This is a genomic window from Micromonospora sp. DT53, assembly GCF_049841535.1.
Classification (GTDB): domain Bacteria; phylum Actinomycetota; class Actinomycetes; order Mycobacteriales; family Micromonosporaceae; genus Micromonospora.
Map to the genome: position 1 here is coordinate 898,283 of NZ_JBNCKM010000001.1, position 19,834 is coordinate 918,116.

Below are 19,834 nucleotides of genomic sequence, written 5' to 3' on the forward strand. Positions count from 1 at the left end.
TCATCCATGCCGGAGGTCGGAGAGGTTGGCCGTCGGGCCGCCGAGATCCTCGACAAGATGCAGGCGCACCCGGTCTACGGCCGGCTGCAGAGCTCGTCGATGAAGTACTCCACGTGCTGGGCCACATTCACCGGCTACCCGGCAATCAGCCGTTGGTCGCTGGAGCGCGATGCCGCGCCGCTGCTGGACGAAGCGCTGCGCGTGCTGGCGCTCAAAGCTGCCGTGTTCGATCTTTCCGGCGGCGACGAGCGTGCCGCTGAACTGCTGGTGCCGGCGCCGGTGGACGAGATGATCCACGCCGTGCTGGCCCAGTTCACGCTGATGACGCGCCTGCAGAGCGACTTGGGCGTCACCTTCCCCCATGCCACCGAGTTGGAGGAGTTCACCTACATCCGCGGGGGCATCACCGACGCCTACTACGCCGCCGCCGGGTGGGGAGAGCAACCTCTGCGGTACTGGCTGGACTCGGCCGAGGTGAATCGACGTCTCGGCCTGCTCAACGAGCGCTACCAGGCGGCTGGCCTCGGCCGGGATGGACGCAGCCACGACTTCGACTTCGACCGGAACGAGCCGCTCGCCGCCAGGGTCAGCGGTTAGCCAACTCCACCGACAGCACCCGCCGCAGGGCCGTCACCGCTTCCTTCGCTCCGAACCGTTCGGCGGCCAGCCGCTCGGCGCGGGCAACAGCGGCGAAGATCCCTTCGGCGGGTGCCTGCCGCAAGACGGCTACGAGCCACCCATCCAGATCGACCACGTCGGCGGGTAACTCCAGCGCCGCCGCCGTCGGCGCCGGTCGGGGCGCGTGATCGGGGACCAGTTCCCCGTCCGAGGCGTACCGGCCGGCGGGAAGGCCCACCCGGAACGGATGAACGCAAACGGCGACACCGTCCGCGGTTGCCCGCCACCCCAGGTCAGGTCGGTACGCGAATTCGGGTCCCGGCCGGTCGATGACATCGAACTGGCCCGGCCCGAGCCGCTGAGCCGGACACACCACGCAGGTCTGTTCACACCATTGCGGAAGGGGCCCCGGCATGCCGCCAATCGTACGGCAATCAGGAGGTACCAGGGTATGACGGTCTTATCGCCTCCCCGCCCCGCCGCGATCGAACGCGCCCTCCGCGACACTCGAACGTGGTGCTCGGGGCACACCATCGACGACCGACCAGCCCTGGTCCACGCGCTGCGCGTCGCAGTGACCATCGGGCAACACGTCCCCGCCCCAGCACAGGACGTCATCGTCGCCGCGCTCCTGCACGACGCACCGGAGTTCGCCCCGACAGAACCAGACATCTACCAGACCCTTACCGCCAACTACGGGAGCGAGGTCGCCCGGATCATCGCCGCCCTTCAGGCCGAACACCGCGCCCTTGATGAACCCGACCCGCCCATCCGCGTTGACGACCAGCCCGTCCTTCTCGCCTCGACCGCCGACAAAATCGTCGCGCTGACCTCGCTGCTACGCCGGGCCCAGAGCACCGGCAATGCATCGGACTTCTTTGACCGGCGCGCGGCGCTACGCGGACTACTGCCGTACTTCCGGGCTTTCCAACGCGCCGCACATCCTCGGCTGCCAGCCAGCATGTCGGCGCACCTCGACGCCGCCCTCACGCCGCTCGAGCGCACCACTGCTTGTGCGCAGGGCGCGGGCGCACGGTGAACAGCACCATGCTCGACGAGCAGCTCCGCACGCAGCTACGAGGGGACCTGCTCGCCGCATCACGACGGGTACCGACGCGGCGACACATCATCCAGACATGGGAGCTGTCCTCGGTCGAGCGCTGGTTCTTCCCCGATGGCAGCAGCCTGATCTGCAAGATCGCCACCGCACCGTTCACCGGCGAAGCGACCGTCCTTTGCGCGCTCAACAACCAGCAAGCCCCAGTCCCGCTGCTGAACGGCTACACAATCCGCCCCAATGGTCTGGGCATGCTGATGGAGGACCTTGGCGAGCCGAGCCGGACCGCGACGCTCGCGGAGGCTGCCGCCACGGCCCAATGGGCTCACGCCACTGCCGGCATCCCCAACCTCCCGACCTTCGACGAAGAGGGCTTGGCGCGGCTACCAGGGCAAGGTCTGGACGCCTTAGACGAGCTCCGTCGGCAAGGGCGCTTCACCCACGATGCGGAAGGGATTGAAGCGGTGCTGCAGCGACTCGCTGCCACCGCACGACACAGGGCCGACGGTGCCGAGCGACCACCGTTCGGGCTGTGCCACGGCGAATTCCACCGCACTTCGCTGCACGTCAGCCGCACCGGCTGCCGCCTCGTTGACTGGGCCAAGGCGTTCACCGGACCGGGCCTACTCGACCTAGCCACCTGGTTCGGCACCCGCAGACCAACCGAACCCCGACTCCTCAGCAAACTCATCCACGCCTACGTCGCCGCAGGCGGCCACCCCGATGCCGAAGCCGACCGGGGCGGGCTTCCCGCTGCCCGATGGGCGCTGGGCTGGCACCGGGTGTGGGCAGCCTGGTGGCTGCTCACTACCGCCGCCGCTGGCCACCACCCTGCCTCCGCCGATCGGCGCCATACCCAAGTCGTCCTCCGGCAACTCCAGGGCGCACTGGACCTGCTCGGGACACCCTCGCCTAACAGCGCCAGCCGCCCATCACCTACTGCAGGAAGATCCTCGTGAAGCGCCTTATCGTCAACACCGACGCCTCGTTGTTCTGCTACTTCCGCACCTCCGTCGGAGGCGACGGGCGCAAGGCGTTGGTGCAGTTCACCGAACGGTGCAACCTGCACGCGCCCATTGCTTCGTCTCCTCGAATGCCGCCGGGTCCGACCTGTCCCGGGTCGACTTCATCACCCCGTGCTACCACGGCCCCTCGCCGCCCGCGTCGAACGCCTCACGCGCCAAGGGGCGTAGTCGCCACCGTTGTCCACCGGTAGCTGCGGTGTTCTCGACGTAGCGCAATCAACGATGCTTGTCGGATGGTCACCCGGGCGGGTTGCTGGTGGCGGAGGTCGTTAAGGCGGGTGCGGATTGGTCCGGTCGGTGCCTGACCGCCGCTGTAGGCGATCGTCACATGTGGCCGGAATCCATCTGAGGCCTCCGGCACGGTCTGCCATACCGCGCCGATGGCACCTCGGATGGTGGCGCGGAGGTCTTCGAGGCGATCCCAGGGACGGACGAGCAAGCCGATTCCTTCGGCGTCGGGGTCGACCGGCCCGAGCGACAACTCCAGCGGCGGCAGGCCGGCGCAGCGTCGGCGAGTCTCGGCAACTACCGCTGCGACGTCGGTGTTGGTGACCTCGTCCGTGAAGCCGAGACCTTGCATGGTCAGGTGGAGCCCGTCGAGCGGCACCAAGTCCAGTCCGGGCAGAGCGAGTTGACGTTGCAGGTCGGCGACGAGGTGATGGAGCTCAGGTTGATGTTCGAAGGTGAGGTGCCAGGTGTAAAACTGGCGGTCGGCACGCCAGCCCGGCCGCCAGTACCAGTGGTTGGTGAGTCTGGGCAGGTCCTGGTAGGCGGTCCAGCGCTGGTGCTGGCTGGCCAGTTCCCGGCTGCTCATGACAGCGATGGTAGAGCGGCCTGCCCGGTGCCAGCGACCGGTGTGCGGTCGGCGAGCAGATCGGCGACGTGCCGTAGCTGCGGGTGGCAAGCGAAGGGGTGGGCAGCGGCGAGGAACTGATAGGCGCGTTGGTTGACCGATTCGAAACGCTGGTCCGCGGTGAGGGTGAGCGCCTCCACCGCCAGTGCGCCTGCTTCCTCGGGGTCGGGGCTGTTGGCGTGTAGGTGCGCGGTGGCCAGGTCGAGGCGGCATAGTGCACGCGGGCCAGCCAACCCTGCGGTGTCGAACGCGGTGATCGCGGTGGTGAGATGGTTGGTGACGCCCGCGGTACGGCCGAGCGCCAGGTATGCGGTCGCCGCGTTGGCCGCGGTCCTGGCCGGGCAGTACGGGCCGAGGGCGAGACTAGCGCTGACCGACGAGCCGGCCGGGTAGTCGGAGAGCATGGTGAACGCGTGGTCGACTGCACGGTCGACGCCGTACCGGTCGCCGAGACGGGCGAGGGCCCGCGCCTGACCGTTGATCGTGAGGCGGATGCGGTGCCCGCTGGTGCCGCCACGGCGCAGGCCGTCCTGGGCGTAGGCCAGCGCGTCATGGTAGTCACCGGCGTAGAAGGCGATCAGGCTTTGCGTGGCCCGTGCCCAGGCTTGCGCGTCGGACTGCTCGGCAGCCTCGGCGAGGTCGAACGCTTCGGCGGCGTAGGCGTGCGCCGCGCCGAATGCGCCGAGGTCAAGGGCGAGTGCGCCGAGAAGTCCGGACAGGTGAGCGGCGACGGCGTAGAGCCGCGCGCGTTGCGGTGGGTGCTGCCGGCCTGCCATGAGCTGGTCGACGTAGGAGCGCAGCGGTCGCATACGCGCTATGAGGATCACCGGGGTGAGGCGCTCGTTGTCGGCGATCGCCTGCCGGACCTCGTTTTCCAGATACGCGAGACGGATATTGTCATCGACGGACGACTTCAGCGTCAGCCGGCGTGCGTCGATGCTGTCCTCGCGTTCCCACAGAACAGCACCACCATTCGCTCCAAAGGCGTCATGGCCAGCATCGGTCGGCGTCACCGGCCCCGACGTGCTCCTTGCCTCCTGGATCGCCGTTGAGCGTCGTCGTTGACGGTTCAGCTCGGTGATGCGGTCATACTCACCGACGAGCACGCCACCGGCCTGCAGCACAGCGTCGCAGCGCGCCCAGAAGGCACGGTCCGGGTGCTGGTGACCGGTCTCCGTGTTCGCCACGGAGCTGCGGCCGTACTGCACGAGCCGCGCCAAGTCGTGCTGGGTGTGACCGCCAGCCCTACGCAACTGCGCGAGCCGGCGGCCGAGCTCGCGGCGGGCGGCCTTGATCTCGTCGCTGTCGGCCATCGCTAACCCCCGGTCTACTGCAGACGTGCAGTCACGATGTGTGTAGACGATAACTGCCGCCTGTGACAAATCTTCCGGCCCGCCGAGCAGCGCCGAGCATCTGGCCAAGCACCACTGCGGCCGATGGCCGCTGCGAGATCGGGCAGCATCGTCAAGTTCCCATTGTCGAGCGCGACCGCAGCCCGTGGCAGGACCACAATGTCGAAGTCTTGTCAGAATTTGATGTCGGCATCTGCCGACAATGTCGGCGCACCGCGCTGCGGGCGTGTCGATCGGCCGGCGTCCTACGGCGACACCGCACCTGGCGACACGCAGCAAGAACGGGAGGCCGACGCGTTCGAAGCGGAGTTCCTGACGCCGCGCGACAGCATCGTGCCCGAACTACCCGCACGGGTGGACCTACGCCGACTGGCCGAACTGCAACGCGAGTGGGGCGTGTCCGTGGACTCACTGCTCTACCGGTGCCGGGAGGTGGGGCTGTTGTCAGACCAGGCAGCTGCCCGGGCGTGGCGCAACCTCGCGCAACTCCGCGGGCAGCCGGGATTCGTCACTGGGTCGGTGAGCCGGTACCCCGGCGAACAGCCGGTGATGCTGCAGCAGGCGTTCGAGATTGCCGCGTCCCAGACCGACCTGACGGTGCCGAGACTCGCACACGAGCTGGGTTGGTCGGTGCCGCGCACACGGAGCCTGCTGGGCGTTGAATACCAGCAGCCGGTGCTGCGGCTCGTGCCGTAGAAGGTCAGAACCCGGCGGCATACACACGAAGGACAGAGACGAGCAGCGGCTTCGCGGATCAGCAGGCCCCGTCTAGCAGCAAGGTGGGCCGGCTGCCGCCGCCCGGTTATGCGCCAGCACCCGCCGGGCCGAACATCCTGTGGCCGCATCTGGCGCCGTTCCTGCCCGGGACCCGCTGGGTCAGCGACATCGTCGGGCGGCTGCTGAAAGGCCACATGGCGGTGCGGTCCGCTCTGACCGAGCAGGACGCCGCGACCTATTCCTTCGCAGGGCGGTACGGGGCTCCATCCGTGCAAGTGCGGGCGTAGATATTCCGGGCTCGGCTCGATGGTGAAGTCGATCCTTGTGAGCGTGGGTGTGCCGACTGTCGGGTCGATCTCGTCTGCTTGAGCGCGTGCCCAGGTCAACCAGGCGGCGAGTTCGTCGTTGCTCGCCCCCTGACTGGCGGCGGAAGTGTGTTCGAAGGCGTCGCAGAACGCCCGCATATCTGCGGCGTTCCGCCACTGTTCGAACGCGGTTTTGAATGTCGTCGTGCGGTGGTCCTCGACGGCGAGGCGGCGGGCTTTCGCGATGGCGTGCTCCCACTTCGCCGTGCGTTCGATGTCGCGGCGGCGGCGCTCCTCGGCCGCCTGTTGCTCGGCGATTCCCGCTGCGGCCCGCCGTTCCTTCTCGCGCTGCCTGAAGGCGGCGGAAATCCGTTCGTTCTCCTCGGCGGCTTTGATGATGGCGGCGACGATTCGGCTGGTCTGCTGTTCAAGGCTCGAGGTCGCAGTGTTGCGCCAAGTCAGGAGTTGAACGGGCGGAGCCGTTTCGTCCGCCGTTCGTCGGCGGTGAGCACGTGCGGTATCTGGTCATACTCCTCGAAGACGTAAAGCGACCTCCGCGCACCGCCGACCTTGTTGAACGGTTTCGGGCTCTTCGTGGTGAGGTTGACGCCGACGCGGCATTTCCGGTCCGCCCCGGCAGCGTCGATCGTGTGGAGCAGACCGAGTACCCGAGGCATCGATTCCGGTGCCACCTGCAGGTTGGCGGGGTCCTGTCCGAGGGCTCCGTAGTCGGCCGGCGGCGTGGCGCGGATGGCGCCCTGGTTGAGCCGTAGCCGATTCCAATCGGTGTCGTAGGGCTGCCCCGCCGAGTACAGGCGAACGATCAAATCGCCGGTGTTGCGGCCGGATTGCCGGAGGTCGTGGGCGTCCGGCACGAGTTTGTGCTGTTTGGCAGCGTGGATGGCACGCCGATAGCTCGCGCGGGTCCCGGCGTCGGGATCCGGCACGACCACGGCGTCGCCTCCGGTCTAGAGCCGCTCGATCAGCGCGGTCGCTTCTTGGATCACGGACGGCTGACAAGCCCTTGCACCGTGGGTCGCCTCGGGACGATCTGCCCCGGAAGGTCAGGCCGTCGCGACCGCTGTGCCGATCACCGCCGGGTGTTGGCCGTTGTCGAGGTAGTGGCGGCCAGGCTCGATCAGGGTCGCGGACCACCGACCGTCTCGACGTGACATGGTGACCAGGCGGCGCCCCTGCAGTGCCCTCGCGGTGTGTTTCGCGCCGTCGCCGGGCATGCCCGCGTCGCGACATCCGGCCTTGACCCAACGCAACACCTCGAGTTGGTAAGGCTTCAGCGGTGCGCGATGTCATCCATCGGGTGAGTTATACCGACGAGTTTCCTCCTCGGCAGAGACCCTCACGATCTGGTGAGCGTTGGCCATCAGTTGATGTCAGAGCGCTGCGCGAGCGGGTCACACTGTGAGATGGCAGGGGCAGCATCCGAAGGGCGGTTGAGGTGGCGTTCGATGCATCGCAGTACGTCGTCGGCGACGATTGGGCGTACCGGTCTCGGGACACTGCGGCGTCGGAGCGCGTTCGCATCAAGGCTGTCACGCCGAGGAAGGCCAGTGCGAGCATTGAGGTGGAGTTCCTCGGTGACGACGGCGCCGGCCGCCGTCTGCAGACCGTGTCGTCAGCCCGGTTGAAAGCCCGGTGGGTCGACGTTGAAGCCTACGACGCCCGGCAGGCGGACTGGCAGCGCATCGACGACTTCGAGCTCGACTCCGTCGAGCGGAGCGCGGTTCTCACCGTCTACTCCGCCCTCATCCCTGAGGATGTGGCAGAGCTGGACTGGCGTCCGGTCGAAAACGCAACGATCTTAAAGGATCGCGCGAAGCTGACCGACATCCTTCAGGTACCCGTAGGGGAGATCCTCGCGACGGTTCAGTGGTTCACCACCGATGACGCCACGATTGTCTCGCCCGCCGGCGCTGTCATCATCGCGGAGGCCGCCTGCCGAGCCCACTCGCATACCATCCTGGAGCACGTGATCGAGGAGGAGGCGGCAGCCCGGCACAAGTGCAAACACGGTGGCCCGCATCCCATCCACAAGGGCGAGAAGTCCAGTCCGGAGTGGGAGTACCGGTGGTATCGCGAGCATGTCCGGCCCGAGCACGAACTTCTGCGGCAATGGTGCGGCCACCGCGCCGTCGTAGCCCACGAACGCCTCACGGCCGCTGAAGCGGAGAACCACCGCCTCGACCTCCTCGTCGTGCAACTCATCAAAGCTCTCGACGTCGCCGGTGACACCACGCAGGCTGAACGATTCGCCGAAGAACACGAACGCGACCGGATCACCCCTTACCTCGCCCGACCCGTCGTCGACCGGCCGCTGCACTGGTCCGAGATGCCGGTGCGTGAAGTCCCGGTCTATCGGCGCCGCCGCTGGTGGTAGACGACCATCACTGCCACAGTCGCTCATCCTCGGAGCCTCAGAACCTCGGAGTCATGACGCTCAGACCGACCTTCACTTGCCGCTTGCGCTGATTCGGAAAGCGCTTCGATGAGCCACCTAAGTCCGACGAGTCGCCTGTCGGTGCCCCTTAATCCGCTGTGACGTAAGTGGAACACCAATATGAAGCAGATTTGCTTCCTCGGTGGTCATGCATGACTCTATGTCATAAAAATGGACGGGAAGGCCGGCTGCGACGGCCGCTGTGGCGGTATTGTAGAAGCTCCTCAGGATGAATTCCACGAAGAGGTATGGTGTGATGGGGGCAGCGGCAGGGATTCGGCAATTCGAGTACTGGCCAAGGGTAAGGTGAGACTTGGGGTGCAATAGGCCTTGAGCAACTCCGTCTCGGTCGTCGAAATCGAATCGGAGTGGCACTGTAACCGCGCGCTTATCTACTACATCCGCGTATAGAATGTCCTCCAGGTATAACTCGGGATTGTTCTGGAACTCCGAAAGATCGGGTGAGGGCAGAAACGCAAGCCGGTACTTTTCAATCCTGCTCCCCACGAACTCATAGCTCATCTGAATCAGTGCTCCGTCGAGCATCCGTATGCTGTAAGAGCGGTGGCGTAGCTGATGCTCGTAAAGCTCCTTATACGCAGTGTTTCTGAGCATCGTCGCGAAACCGCCGTTCGGATAGCTCACAATGAACCTGTCTGAGCCGGTCTGGGTTATCGCCGGAAAGTTCTGATCGTCGGCAAGTCCGCTCTCGATCAAAAATTTGGTGAGAGTGGTAATCTCGGAAAACAACTTCCGATAGCTTGGAAATTGCTTAGTCATCTCGGCTCTGGAAGTACTCGCGAAGCTTCGCCACCAGGTCTTCGTCCAGATCATCAGGCAGAACTCGGCCGCTGTCGAGGTCACTGATAAGACCGGCCAGCCGTTCCCGCTGCTTCTTCACCGCGTTAGCCTCATCCGGAGTCATGTCACGATGGACAACTTGCAGATGGGCTCGCTCCTTATCTGTCGGGTAACGGAACCGCAATTCGAAGTTGGCGTCTCGCACCGCCTGGTATTCTGCGGCTAAGCGCCTCATGCTCGGCCCGACACCAACGACACGTACCCAAGCCTTGCTTCTGGTGATTGCGGTGAACAGGCGGTTTCGAATACGGGCCAAATTCACCGCCGCGTCATAGCTCTCTTCGGCGTTTACGACGTAAATCATACCCGCCTCGTTTCCCTTGGCTCGGTAGACGCCGGTAAAGGTTACGCTTTCGCTGTCGGACCGAAAGAACACGTCCGCGACGGTATCCACGCCGGCGATATGGCTTGATATTCCACGGTCCGCCAGTAGCTTACGGATGGGCCCGACACTCCTGCGCGTGGTTAGCGGGTCCGGGTTGATAACGACAATGTCGTCATGAGTCAGTTCGTCGTGAGTGAGGTTGTGAGAAATTTGTTCAGCGACCCACTCGTTCTGTTCTCGCGCGGTGTCAAAAATGTGAAATTGGACGAGGTCATCAATCGGGGAGTGCTCCTCCAAAAACTTCGGGCTGCTATCCTCGGTTCTTGTTAAAGCCACGCCAGTTCCCGGAGTGAGGCTTCCATTTACAATTTTGTATCCGATATCGGTCCAAAGGTCGGCCTCATCAAAGATTTGCACGAGGCCGAGACCACCCCGCACGGGGCGACGGTTGGTGCCGAATCCCAGTGCATGCGCGGTCGCGAGCACCGGGCGTGAGTTGCGATAGCATTTCTGGAGGATGATGTCTCTCATGCCGCCAGTGCTGTACGATTGTTCATCGAATGTAACGAGGGGCTTACCCGTAGCATCAAGCCCGAAGATTTCAGCGGCCGAAGGAAGTCCGGAGCTCGACAGGTTCTGGAGTTCGTCATATGCGTACACAAGCCGCTTAGGGTCGGGCAGCATGGAATAGCAGAGTCGCAGAAATTCCGGTGGGAAGTCCTGGGCTTCGTCTACCAGGATCGCGTCATAGGTCGGAGCGGGTTCGGTGACCGCAGATAGCGCCGACGCGCATGCTCCGCTGAAGGCGTCCCGTTGGCCGAACATCGCTTTAGCGCTCATAAAATCAAGGTACTCGACGTCATTTTCAACGCAGAACTCGTGATACACGCCTTCGCGACTCGGGCCACCCGGAGCGCCCCACGCGTTAATGATGCGCAGATTGTTCCAGTCCGGCTCTTCGCCTGCCTGATCAATCGAGAAGTTCGTAATGAGGCGCGTGAACTGAGCTTTCAAGGATCGGGTGCTGAAAGTTACCGCAATGCGCCAGTGGGGGTGCTGGGCGTGTAGGTATGCTGCCTTGAGCGCAAGAACGATCGTCTTGCCCGACCCGGCAAGGCCACGGATACGCTGGACACCGCTGACAGTTTCGATTACGGCCTTGCTTTGAAGGTTGTCAAGCGTGGCGATGGATTCCTCAAGGCGCTGCAGCTTGGCACCACGCGACTCTTGACTCTCGACCTTCCTCGTTCGCCTTGCCCGCCTGATCGTTGAAATACTTTGAATGGCCGAAAGCGTCCGGTCGTAAATCTCTCGATCTGCGTCGGCCCATTCGATGCCGGCAAGGACGTGAGAGAAACTCTCGGCATTGGCTACGAGGTAGTCTGATTGGTTAGGAATCCCACGTGTGGCCAAGGCGGGGCCGTAGGTGACCGTCGTGATCGGTATTCTTAGGGAGCGCCGGCGCACTAGGTCACGGTGCGTGAGAAGTCGGGACTCCAGTTTGTTGGCCGCGTCGTCCTGTCGGTCCTGGTATTCGCCAAGAGTAGTGCCCTCGACCAGGTCGAATAGAACGATTCCTTGTTCTGGTGAAACGAAGACCGCGTCGATCGGATGTTTGTGGTCCACAGCGTTGATGATTGGATAGCCAATGAATAGCTGCCCGCCGAAGGCGGGATTCGATTCGAAGAACTGTGCTAAATTGCTGCTCGCCGCTGGCTTCTCGTTCGTGCCTCGAACGATCATGGTGCTACCAGCCATCCGCGATTCCCCTACCTACTTGAAGCTGTACGGCACCCAGCGGAATGCTCAGCTGGATGCGTCCAGGCAAGCAACCGGGTGGGCGGATCGTGTCGACGGGCATAGCTTACGGGCCGACTCTGACCTCCGGCCGCTCCTGTCGGTCGCATCGTTGGTGTCGCCCTGCCCCCTCCCACACCGGGGTTACGGCCGGCGAGGCCACACCGCAGACGGGGAAGCTAGTTTGGCTACAGTGCGTTGCCGCGGTCATACGCACCTTGCTCCCAGCCTGTCGCCGATTGATGGGCCGACGACCCGAGCCTTCTAAACCTGAGTGTTGTCTGCGTTAGTCGCGTGCTGCGCTCGACGTCGGGCCTGTTGTGCAGACGACCTCGCGTCGATGTCCTCCGGGTCGGACTTGGGCACCGGCATCGGGCGGGCCGCGATCCGCGGCAATCCTTCCGGAAGGGTCGGCGCGCTCGGCCACCTTGACCAGCTCCTGGGTGGAACTTACGGCCTACGCGTGTGCGTTGCGTGCGTGGTTGACCAGGACCCGGCGGCCGAGTGTCTGCGAGTAGGTGGACGCCATAACGAGCAGCGTGCCAGTGTCCACCGAGGGAACTGCCGTCGCGGTGACCGTGGGGATGGTGGGCTTCCAGTTCCAGCAGCAGCCGCTTGCCGCGCAGGGGCAGCGACCACCACGGCATCAGCTGCCCCAGCGCTCCGGCTAGCTCGATCCAGGTCGGGGTGTGGATGCACTCGGGCATCCCGTGGTAGCAGCCCCTTGAGTTCCGGCCCATGCCGTGGCTAGAAGCCGCCGAACACCACGACCACCGCGCCGTAACCGCGGGTCGCGAGCTGCTCGGCCCATTGCCAGGTGCCGTGCCCGCCAGCCGCTGCGTAGCGGCCACACCAGTCTACGGGGCCTTGCCGGGTGTTCCAGCCCAGCGCGACCGCGTCGGGCAGCTTCACCAACCGACGAAACGGGGTTCAGCGGCATCGCCGGCCAGGCGGTCACCGGCACCCGGCATGACCACTGGTCGCCCCGACCACCACAGCTGACCGTCGGCCACGCCGGTCGCGGTCAATTTTCCGGTCTTGACCCACCATCGCACCTCAGCTGGGCACACCCGGCAGTTGCCCCACCGCGCCCATGCCGAGCCATCTGTGGCTCTCCGGTTCATCCACGTCCGCAATCCGCTGTACCCAGAGGCCGGCTCTCTTACTGCCGCATCAGTGGGGTCCGCTGCACCGGCTGCCCGTCGCCGCTCCGGTTTCCGGCCGCAGGCACCCACCTGTCGCCTCAACCGGTCGACATTCGGCCACTGACGGTCTCGCGGAAGTGGTTACCAGGCCGGTTGTTCCCGGCGAAAGCAGGGCCCACGGGCGCCGAGGCCGCCGAGGCATTCCAGGTCGTTTGGCGCACTCGATGAATTGCAACCACGTCGCTATTTGACCCTCCAAGGACGCATGTCGGCGCGGGAAGATCCGACCGCATCACCGTCGACACCGTGACCGCCTACAACTCCCCGAGGATGCGGGTGCGTTGCTCGCGTACTCGCCGTCGCTGATCAGCCCTGCTGATAGGCGGCGCGACTTGCGGAGCCGGTTGGCGATCGTGCTGGGCGGCGGATATGTCGGATCGAGATGTGGATGGCGAGAGAGACGCCCGCAAAACTCGGCGTAGACGCACAGGTAGCGGGCCAGCGCCCGCCGCGCTGGTGGCGCTTGGGCGTCGATCGTGGCAATGAGCCCGAAGCGGACCCGGCGGCGGGTGGCGGGCAGCTCCGTCAGGTCGATGATCGGCGTCCAGCGCACGCCGGGCGGGGCGATGAGTTCGAGAACGGCGCACTGGCGGGCGTACTCCTCGCGGATCTTCGCGGCCTTCCGGGAGCGATAGTACGAACCCGCAGCAGTTCCGCCCTCCTCCGGTGGAACTGCGCTTCAAGCTGGTTGGCCTGGCGGACCGCCTGGTTGCGGGCGTTCTCCGACGTCCGCAGGTTGCTGACATGGCGCTCGGCTTCCGCCCTGAGCCGTTCCTGTAGGGCGCGAGCTGGCGTTGCAGGCGGGATGGCGGGTTTGCTCTCCGGAACGGTGCGCTGGCCCAGTTTGCCCGGAGGGCGGCTGACCGGGACCGTTGTAGCCATGGGGTAGCTGACCGGGCGCACTGGTACCAGCCAGCGGCGAGGGCCCGAATGCCGGCGGTGTCGCAGTCCTGTGTGAAGCAGACGATGATCAGATCGGTCATCTCCCAGGTTTCGCCGCCCGTCCGGAGCCCTCCTCTGCCGAAGTGTCGTACCTGGCCTGTTAGCTGAGAGCGCGGCTGTGGGGCAGGTTGATGTACTGGGATGCGGTGCCGTTGAGTGTCGAAGTTAGCAGGGCGTCACCGCTAGCTCACGCCGGGCAGTTGTACGAAGCATCCGGAATGTCACGCCGGGTGGACGGGTGAACAGGACCTCGAGTCTCGTACGGTTGGGAGCTATGGCGTTCGAGGCGGGGCAGCGGATCAGGCTGCAAGCCCACCAGGAGATCACTGGGTGGGTCGAGGTGGTCATGGCGCAGCGAGCCGTGGCGGGTTGGACGCTCATTGTGACTGATGCCTCCGGGGGTCTTCAGAAAGTCGACATCGACACGGCCGACGTTCCTGCAGTCGAGTTATTGCAGGACGATGGAGGCGCTGACTCCCGACGGGTCCTGGCCGGTTTGTGGACGCGTTGGATGGAATTCGCCGCAGCTAACGCGAGCGCGACGCTACTGGCGTCTTCGCCACTGCGTCCCTATGTCCACCAGTCGAATGCCGTCTATGGAGCGATGCTGCCGCAGCCCAAGTTGCGGTTCCTTCTAGGAGACGAGCCCGGCACTGGCAAGACGGTGATGGCTGGGCTCTATTTGCGAGAAATGCAGCGATTGGGGTTTGTCAACCGGGCGATCGTAGTCGCACCGGCTGGGTTGGTCTCGAAATGGCAGGGGGATTTCCTTCGATTCTTTGGTGGCGAGTTGCGCCGCATCACTAATGAAACGGTGAAGCAGCACGGATTGTCGGCTCCTCACGACATGTGGATTGTTTCGCTTGAGTTGGCGGCGGCCAACCCGAGCGTGCAGGAGGCGATACGCCCGGATCGGGCGGGCTGGGACGTGGTGGTGTTCGACGAGGCCCATCGATTGACTCCCACAGCGCAAACCTTTTACCGAGTTGGTGAGTTGCTGGCTAAGCGAACGCCCCGCGCGCTGCTTATGACTGCTACCCCGCACCGAGGTTCGGAGTGGCTGTTTCGCCACCTCATGCATCTGGTTGATCCGGAGGTCTATCCCGATCCTGGGGATGACGCCAAAGCCGACTTCTCATTAGTAAAGCCCAGCGGTGTGCATTTCCTGCGTCGGATGAAAGAAGATCTGGTTGACTACGATGGCAAGACGCGGCTGTTCAAGGCCCGTCGCGCTGCGAACCATCGAGTGCCGATGAATAGCGTAGAGTACGCATTTTACCGTGAGGCGCTCGACCTTGTTGACCAGTATTTTCCTACCTCGGCGGCCCCGTTGGCGGCCCGGGTGTATGGCAAACGCGCCTCATCGTCGCTATACGCCCTGACCGAGACATTGCAGCGCCGCCGCGACGCGATGGGCGGACAATTGCCCTCTGTAGCCGCTGCGGAGGTTGATCCGCACGACGAAGATCCCGTGGCGGCGGACGAAGCTCGCGTGGTCGCCGAAGCTTCAAAGGCGGCGACGGCGGAAAGGCGGGCTCTGGATGACCTGCTGGCGCGGCTCCAGCCGCTAGCCGCTGGGGATGACATGCCTGTCTCCAAGTGGAAGTATCTCGTTCGTGATTCACTGAGCGCGAATGGCATAGAGCCGGGAAACGGTAAGCAGGCGGTGATCTTTACCGAGTATGCGGACACCGCCGATTGGTTGGTCGGCCGCCTTCGCAAGGCCGGTTATAGCACTGAACGCTACTCCGGTCGTGACCCCCACGTTGTGCGCGACGAGATCCGCGGAAAGTTCAGTCGTCATGCGTTTCAAATTATCGTGTCCACCGACGCGGGTAACGAGGGAATTGACCTTCAGACGGCCCACGTGTTGGTGAACTGGGACATTCCGTGGTCGTTGGTGCGGCTGGAGCAGCGGATGGGCCGAATCCACCGGGTTGGTCAGCGTCAGGACGTCTTCCTATACAACCTGATCGCGGTCGGCACCAACGAAGGAGACGTCCTGCAGGTGCTGCTGGACAATTTCGTCACGGCTGCCAACCAGCTCGACGGGAAAGTCTTTGACTCCCTCTCGCTACTCGGTGAGATGGTCGATCTCAGCGATGAACGGCTCGTCACGCTGCTGACGCAGACGTTTGTCGACGCCGACCGCCGGCGAAAGGCGTTGCGAGCCGTCAGCGCTATCACCGCAGAGCGAATCAAGTCTGTCGCCGAGCAACGGCACCGCCAGGAGGCGTCGCTGGCATCAGGCGTTGACGTGATCGAAGCGGTGCGATTGCTGAACCAGGACGTGCTGGAGCGAGTTAACCCGGCGGTCGTGGAGGCGTACCTGCGGCGGCTGTCCGACGCCGGTTTACTGCGAGTAGTTAAGAGCGCTGCCGGAGAGGGGCTCCTTCACATCAGCGCTCCCGACGACTTCCCATTGCCCGCCAGTCTCGGTGGCCGGCAAAGTGCGCTGGTAGCGACGAGTGGTGCCGCGTTGGCCAGAGCCAGTGACGGCGGAGCCGACACAAGCCAGGCGTTCGCGCTGGGACCTGGAGAGTCGGCGTTTCGTGACCTGGTCAGCCGTGTGGGCGTGGAACTTATGGCCGACCAGTTGCGTGGGGCACTGGTGAGTGACCCGACCAGCGTGAGCGATTACGATCTTTTCGTCTACGCCGCCGAGCTGATCGAGGGTGCAGGTCTGGCGGGGAAGCCCCGCACTTCTCCGTGGGCGGTGCTGATACGCGTGGACGACACGGGGGCCCGCCAGGTGCGGTGGGAGTTGCTGGCAAACCTGCTCCCTACCGACGTGCCCGCGGGACCTTCCCACCCGGCCAACGTCGTAGATGCTCATGCTTGTGCGGAACGAGCCAGGGCCGCCACAGTTACCCAACGTCAAGTCGCGCTTACGAGGTGGGTGGCGCACGCGGATCGCGAACTGCGTCGTCTACCCAGCGAGCTGTCCCGTGAGGTGACGGGGCGGGCCGAGCGAGTGGTGCTGCGCCAGAACCTTGAGAGTATGGTGGCGCAGCGCCTTGACCAGCTACGTCAGATGGTTAACGTCGAGGTCGACGGCCTCCGGCAGGTTGCGCATGTCAAGGTCGAGGGGGCGGGCGCTGTCCCCAGACCGGAGGAGAAGGATTCTGAGTTGATCGCGATGCGGCTCGTTACTCGGATGCTGCGGGAGCAGCATTGGAGCGTGGCCGACGTGAGTCGCGAGGGCCGCGGCTATGACCTACTTGCGACTCGAGCAGGTCAGCAGCGCGCAGTTGAGGTCAAGGGCGTGTGGCGCTCGGCGGCCAGCGACGGAATCCGCATGACCGGTAACGAGGTTTTGATGGCGGCGCAGTACCGCAGCGAGTATTTGTTGTGCGTGGTAGACCATTGCGAGGACGGGACCGGCACGCTGTTCGGCCACTACCGAGATCCGGTCACCACCTTCAACGAACTCATCCGGCCCGACGCGGTGTTCCGAGTGCCTGGTTCGGCGCTGTCGGCCGCGCGAGACGAGGGCGGTCTGGCATGACCCGGATGATCGAACGATGGTTCCCCTGCGCGGAGGTCACCTCCGCGGCCAAGTCCGGCTGGGGAAGCGGGCGCAGTGAGAAGGCCTTGTTCACGTGGTTCGCCGCTCGTCCCTTGGCTCAGGCCAGAGCGGCGGTGTTGACCAGCCTCTTGCCGTGGCCAGATGACGAGGCGGAACAGAGGAGACTGCAAAGGCTGGTCCGTGAGGCGATGGCCGGTTCAAGCGTCGCATTGCAGGAACTGACGGCTGTCCTCGGCGAGGCGTACCCCGGTGGCTGTTCTGTGCTCGATCCGTTCTCCGGACGGGCGATGATCCCGCTGGAAGCCGCGCGGTTAGGCGTCCGCGCCTACGGCATCGACTACTCTCCGGTCGCCACCCTCGCCGGCCAGTTGCTTGCCGACTACCCGGTGCGGGATTGGGCTGGGGAGCCCGAGCTGCCGTACGCCAGCTACTCGTACACGGTTGACGGGAAGATCACCGATCGATTGCTGGCGGACGTCGAGGCCGTACTCAAGGAGATCGGACGGCGGCATGAAACCGCGATGGCGGAGTTCTATCCGCAGGTTAACGGCAAGCGGCCATGGGGTTATCTGTGGGCGGTGACTCTGCCGTGTCAGGAATGCGGTCGGCGTTTCCCGCTGACTGGATCCCTTGTGCTGCGGCATCCGCTGCCAAAGCGTGACGACCCCGGGCAGAGCTACCGCATTGAGGTCGACCGGAAGACCGACACGTTCCACGCTGTTGTACACACGGGCAAGCCGTCGTCGCAGCCGACGCTAATGGCGACGATGCGCGGAGGCAAGAAAGTTCTCGGCAAATCGGCGATCTGTCCGTTCTGTGACCATGTGCACCCTAAGGATTTGCACACGCGGCTCGCCTCTGAGGGCCACGGCCGTGACGAGTTGCTGCTGGTCGCCGATCTCGACGACGAGGTCGGCAAGCAATTCCGTGAGCCCACCGAACGGGAGAAGGCGATGGCAACACGCGCGGGCGAGGTGCTGGTCAAAGAACCAGACTTCGCCCCCGGCGTTCCGGCCGTGCCGGACGAGGCGATTCCGGTTGGCAACAGTGACACTATCCGACCGTCGCTGTACGGGGCACATACCTACGGCGATCTGTGCAACGACCGTCAGACTCTGAGCTTCGTTAGATTGGCAGCTGCCATCGCCGATGTCGGTCGTGAGTTGATCGACAAGTACGGGATAGGTCCCGACTACGCGGCAGCGCTGTCCGGCTACGCCGGTTCAGCTATGGTTCGGAAGCTAAAGCGCTCAACACGTGGCTCTACCCTCGACGTGCTGTCGCCAGCGAAGTCAAGTTATGTGGGCGTGGCCCACATCTTCGCTAACGAGGCCAGTGTTGCCTTCTCATACGATTACCTTGAGACCGGGCTCGGACCGGGGTCGGGTACGTGGGCTTCGACAGTCAAGGAAACCGTCCGGGTCCTGGGTGGCCTCCTGCGCTCCGCCCACGGCCGTCCCGCCACCATTGAGCGAGGCAGTGCGGTCCATTTGCCCTACCGCACCGGGTCAATCGCCGCCGTAGTTACTGACCCACCCTACGATGACATGATCGATTACTCGGACGTGTCGGACCTGTTCTACGTCTGGCTCAAGCGCGCCCTCGGTCCCACCCACCCGTGGTTGTCCTTCACCTCCGATCCCCACGGCCTTCAGGAAAAGGCCGAAGAGATCATCGTGAAGCGCTTCTTCGCCAAACGCACCGCAAGTGACCATCGAACCAGCGGCTTCTACGACTCTATGATCGCGCGAGCCTTCCGTGAGGCAGCACAGGTGGTCGCAGCCGATGGTGTGGTCACAATCGTCTTCGGCCACGGTGATCCTGAGGTCTGGCATCGGCTGCTCGGCGCGGTCAGCGCTGCCGGCCTAGTGCTGACTGGTTCGTGGCCTGCCCAGACCGAAGCCGGAGGCTCGGCAGGATCTGCCAACATCGTCACCACCTTGACGATGGCATGCCGGCCGGCGCCGGACGGACGAGCCACGGGTCGGGCCAGCATCGTCGAAGCCGAAGTCCGTCAGGCAGTCAAAGATCGGGTGCCAATGTGGGATTCGGCTGGCCTGGCTATCCCCGATCAGCTGATGGCCTCGGCAGGCCCAGCCATGGAGGTCTTCGGCCGCTACAGCACAGTGCTCGACAAACTGGGAAATCCGGTAGAACCCGATCGGTACCTGCTCGTGGCCCGGCGTGCCGTGGAAGAGGCAGCAGCGATCGAGGTTGACCACCTGCCGCTGGAGTCCTTCGACACTCGAACCCGGTTCGCGCTGTTCTGGGTGCGGCTGTATGGCAAATCGGTGCAGCCACGGTCCGAGGCGCGGTGGCAGGCGCTCGCCTCCGACATGGACGTCAAGTCGCTACGTGGACTGCTAACCGACAGCGACAAGGGTGTCCGCTTCATCGACGCCCGCACATTTCGCGGCGGCATCGACGACACCTCACCGATCATCGACGTCGCCTTGGCGATGGCCAGGGCATGGCCGGACGGACTGGAGTCTGTGGCACAGGTGCTCGCCGATTCCAAGCGTGACCCCGGTGACGCCTACCTGTGGGCGTGCATCCGCTTCCTATCTTCCCGGCTACCGGAAGCCGACTCGGACGGGCTAGCGTGGGCCGGTCTAGTCCGCCATCGTAACGGAGTAGGATCGGCGATTCGCGGCGTCCAGGCGGTCCAGAAGGCCCTTGACGAATCCGCGCCCAAGCAGTCGACGCTGTTCTAAGAAAGGGGAAGGCGTGACTCCGCCAGTCACTCCGTGGTGGGAGGCGCTAGAAGTCCGGCCGGAGATCGTCAGGACGCTC

Annotated in this window: 15 protein-coding genes; 8 read left to right on the forward strand and 7 right to left on the reverse strand. The window is 64.6% G+C overall.

Translation table 11 applies throughout. The features are described 5' to 3' along the window. The first annotated feature begins 6 nt into the window (after positions 1-6). Positions 7-597, forward strand: coding sequence for a hypothetical protein (locus tag ACLQ3B_RS04265; RefSeq protein WP_425777483.1), 591 nt, complete (start codon positions 7-9; stop codon positions 595-597). Here the strand turns inward: ACLQ3B_RS04265 and ACLQ3B_RS04270 are convergent. Continuing rightward, complete coding sequence (locus ACLQ3B_RS04270; RefSeq protein ID WP_355424820.1) at positions 587-856, reverse strand: hypothetical protein; 270 nt, start codon at positions 854-856, stop codon at positions 587-589. The genes ACLQ3B_RS04265 and ACLQ3B_RS04270 overlap by 11 nt on opposite strands. 213 nt (positions 857-1,069) lie before the next feature. Between ACLQ3B_RS04270 and ACLQ3B_RS04275 the strand changes: the two genes are divergently transcribed. Then, on the forward strand, positions 1,070-1,657 hold the full coding sequence (locus ACLQ3B_RS04275) for an HD domain-containing protein (RefSeq protein ID WP_358048651.1): 588 nt from the start codon (positions 1,070-1,072) through the stop codon (positions 1,655-1,657). A gap of 8 nt (positions 1,658-1,665) precedes the next feature. Further along, on the forward strand, positions 1,666-2,634 hold the full coding sequence (locus ACLQ3B_RS04280; protein WP_425777486.1) for a phosphotransferase: 969 nt from the start codon (positions 1,666-1,668) through the stop codon (positions 2,632-2,634). A 214-nt stretch (positions 2,635-2,848) separates the two neighbouring features. Here the strand turns inward: ACLQ3B_RS04280 and ACLQ3B_RS04285 are convergent, their stop codons facing one another. Beyond that, entirely contained in the window at positions 2,849-3,514 is a 666-nt protein-coding gene (locus ACLQ3B_RS04285; RefSeq protein WP_358048647.1) for a 2'-5' RNA ligase family protein, read from the reverse strand. Beyond that, entirely contained in the window at positions 3,511-4,866 is a 1,356-nt protein-coding gene (locus ACLQ3B_RS04290; protein ID WP_425777488.1) for a helix-turn-helix domain-containing protein, read from the reverse strand. The genes ACLQ3B_RS04285 and ACLQ3B_RS04290 overlap by 4 nt, the downstream gene beginning before the upstream one ends. 123 nt (positions 4,867-4,989) lie before the next feature. Between ACLQ3B_RS04290 and ACLQ3B_RS04295 the strand changes: the two genes are divergently transcribed. Beyond that, positions 4,990-5,601 (forward strand): ImmA/IrrE family metallo-endopeptidase, encoded by a 612-nt coding sequence (locus tag ACLQ3B_RS04295; RefSeq protein WP_425777490.1) that lies wholly within the window; start codon positions 4,990-4,992, stop codon positions 5,599-5,601. Positions 5,602-6,385: 784 nt separating this feature from the next. Here ACLQ3B_RS04295 and ACLQ3B_RS04300 read toward each other — a convergent pair. Further along, on the reverse strand, positions 6,386-6,880 hold the full coding sequence (locus tag ACLQ3B_RS04300) for a hypothetical protein (protein ID WP_425777492.1): 495 nt from the start codon (positions 6,878-6,880) through the stop codon (positions 6,386-6,388). Positions 6,881-7,383: 503 nt separating this feature from the next. Here ACLQ3B_RS04300 and ACLQ3B_RS04305 point away from each other — a divergent pair. Then, a complete protein-coding gene (locus tag ACLQ3B_RS04305) occupies positions 7,384-8,322 on the forward strand; it encodes a hypothetical protein (RefSeq protein WP_425777494.1) in 939 nt (312 codons plus the stop codon). 117 nt (positions 8,323-8,439) lie between these two features. Here ACLQ3B_RS04305 and ACLQ3B_RS04310 read toward each other — a convergent pair whose 3' ends face one another. Further along, positions 8,440-9,162 (reverse strand): DUF2290 domain-containing protein, encoded by a 723-nt coding sequence (locus tag ACLQ3B_RS04310; protein WP_425777496.1) that lies wholly within the window; start codon positions 9,160-9,162, stop codon positions 8,440-8,442. After that, positions 9,155-11,326: a DEAD/DEAH box helicase gene (locus ACLQ3B_RS04315; RefSeq protein WP_358048631.1), complete on the reverse strand. Its 2,172-nt coding sequence runs from the start codon at positions 11,324-11,326 to the stop codon at positions 9,155-9,157. The genes ACLQ3B_RS04310 and ACLQ3B_RS04315 overlap by 8 nt, the downstream gene beginning before the upstream one ends. 578 nt (positions 11,327-11,904) lie before the next feature. Between ACLQ3B_RS04315 and ACLQ3B_RS04320 the strand changes: the two genes are divergently transcribed. Then, positions 11,905-12,036 carry a hypothetical protein gene (locus ACLQ3B_RS04320; RefSeq protein ID WP_425777498.1) on the forward strand — a complete coding sequence of 44 codons (132 nt, stop codon included), beginning with the start codon at positions 11,905-11,907 and terminating at the stop codon, positions 12,034-12,036. 76 nt (positions 12,037-12,112) lie between these two features. Here ACLQ3B_RS04320 and ACLQ3B_RS04325 read toward each other — a convergent pair whose 3' ends face one another. Beyond that, positions 12,113-12,277: a hypothetical protein gene (locus tag ACLQ3B_RS04325; RefSeq protein ID WP_358048627.1), complete on the reverse strand. Its 165-nt coding sequence runs from the start codon at positions 12,275-12,277 to the stop codon at positions 12,113-12,115. A gap of 1,509 nt (positions 12,278-13,786) precedes the next feature. On the opposite strand from ACLQ3B_RS04325, the gene ACLQ3B_RS04330 reads away from it, so the two are divergent. Further along, positions 13,787-17,020, forward strand: a complete 3,234-nt coding sequence (locus ACLQ3B_RS04330) for a helicase-related protein (RefSeq protein WP_358048625.1) — start codon at positions 13,787-13,789, stop codon at positions 17,018-17,020. Beyond that, positions 17,017-19,755 (forward strand): hypothetical protein, encoded by a 2,739-nt coding sequence (locus ACLQ3B_RS04335; RefSeq protein ID WP_358048623.1) that lies wholly within the window; start codon positions 17,017-17,019, stop codon positions 19,753-19,755. The genes ACLQ3B_RS04330 and ACLQ3B_RS04335 overlap by 4 nt, the downstream gene beginning before the upstream one ends. The last annotated feature ends 79 nt before the right edge of the window (positions 19,756-19,834 follow it).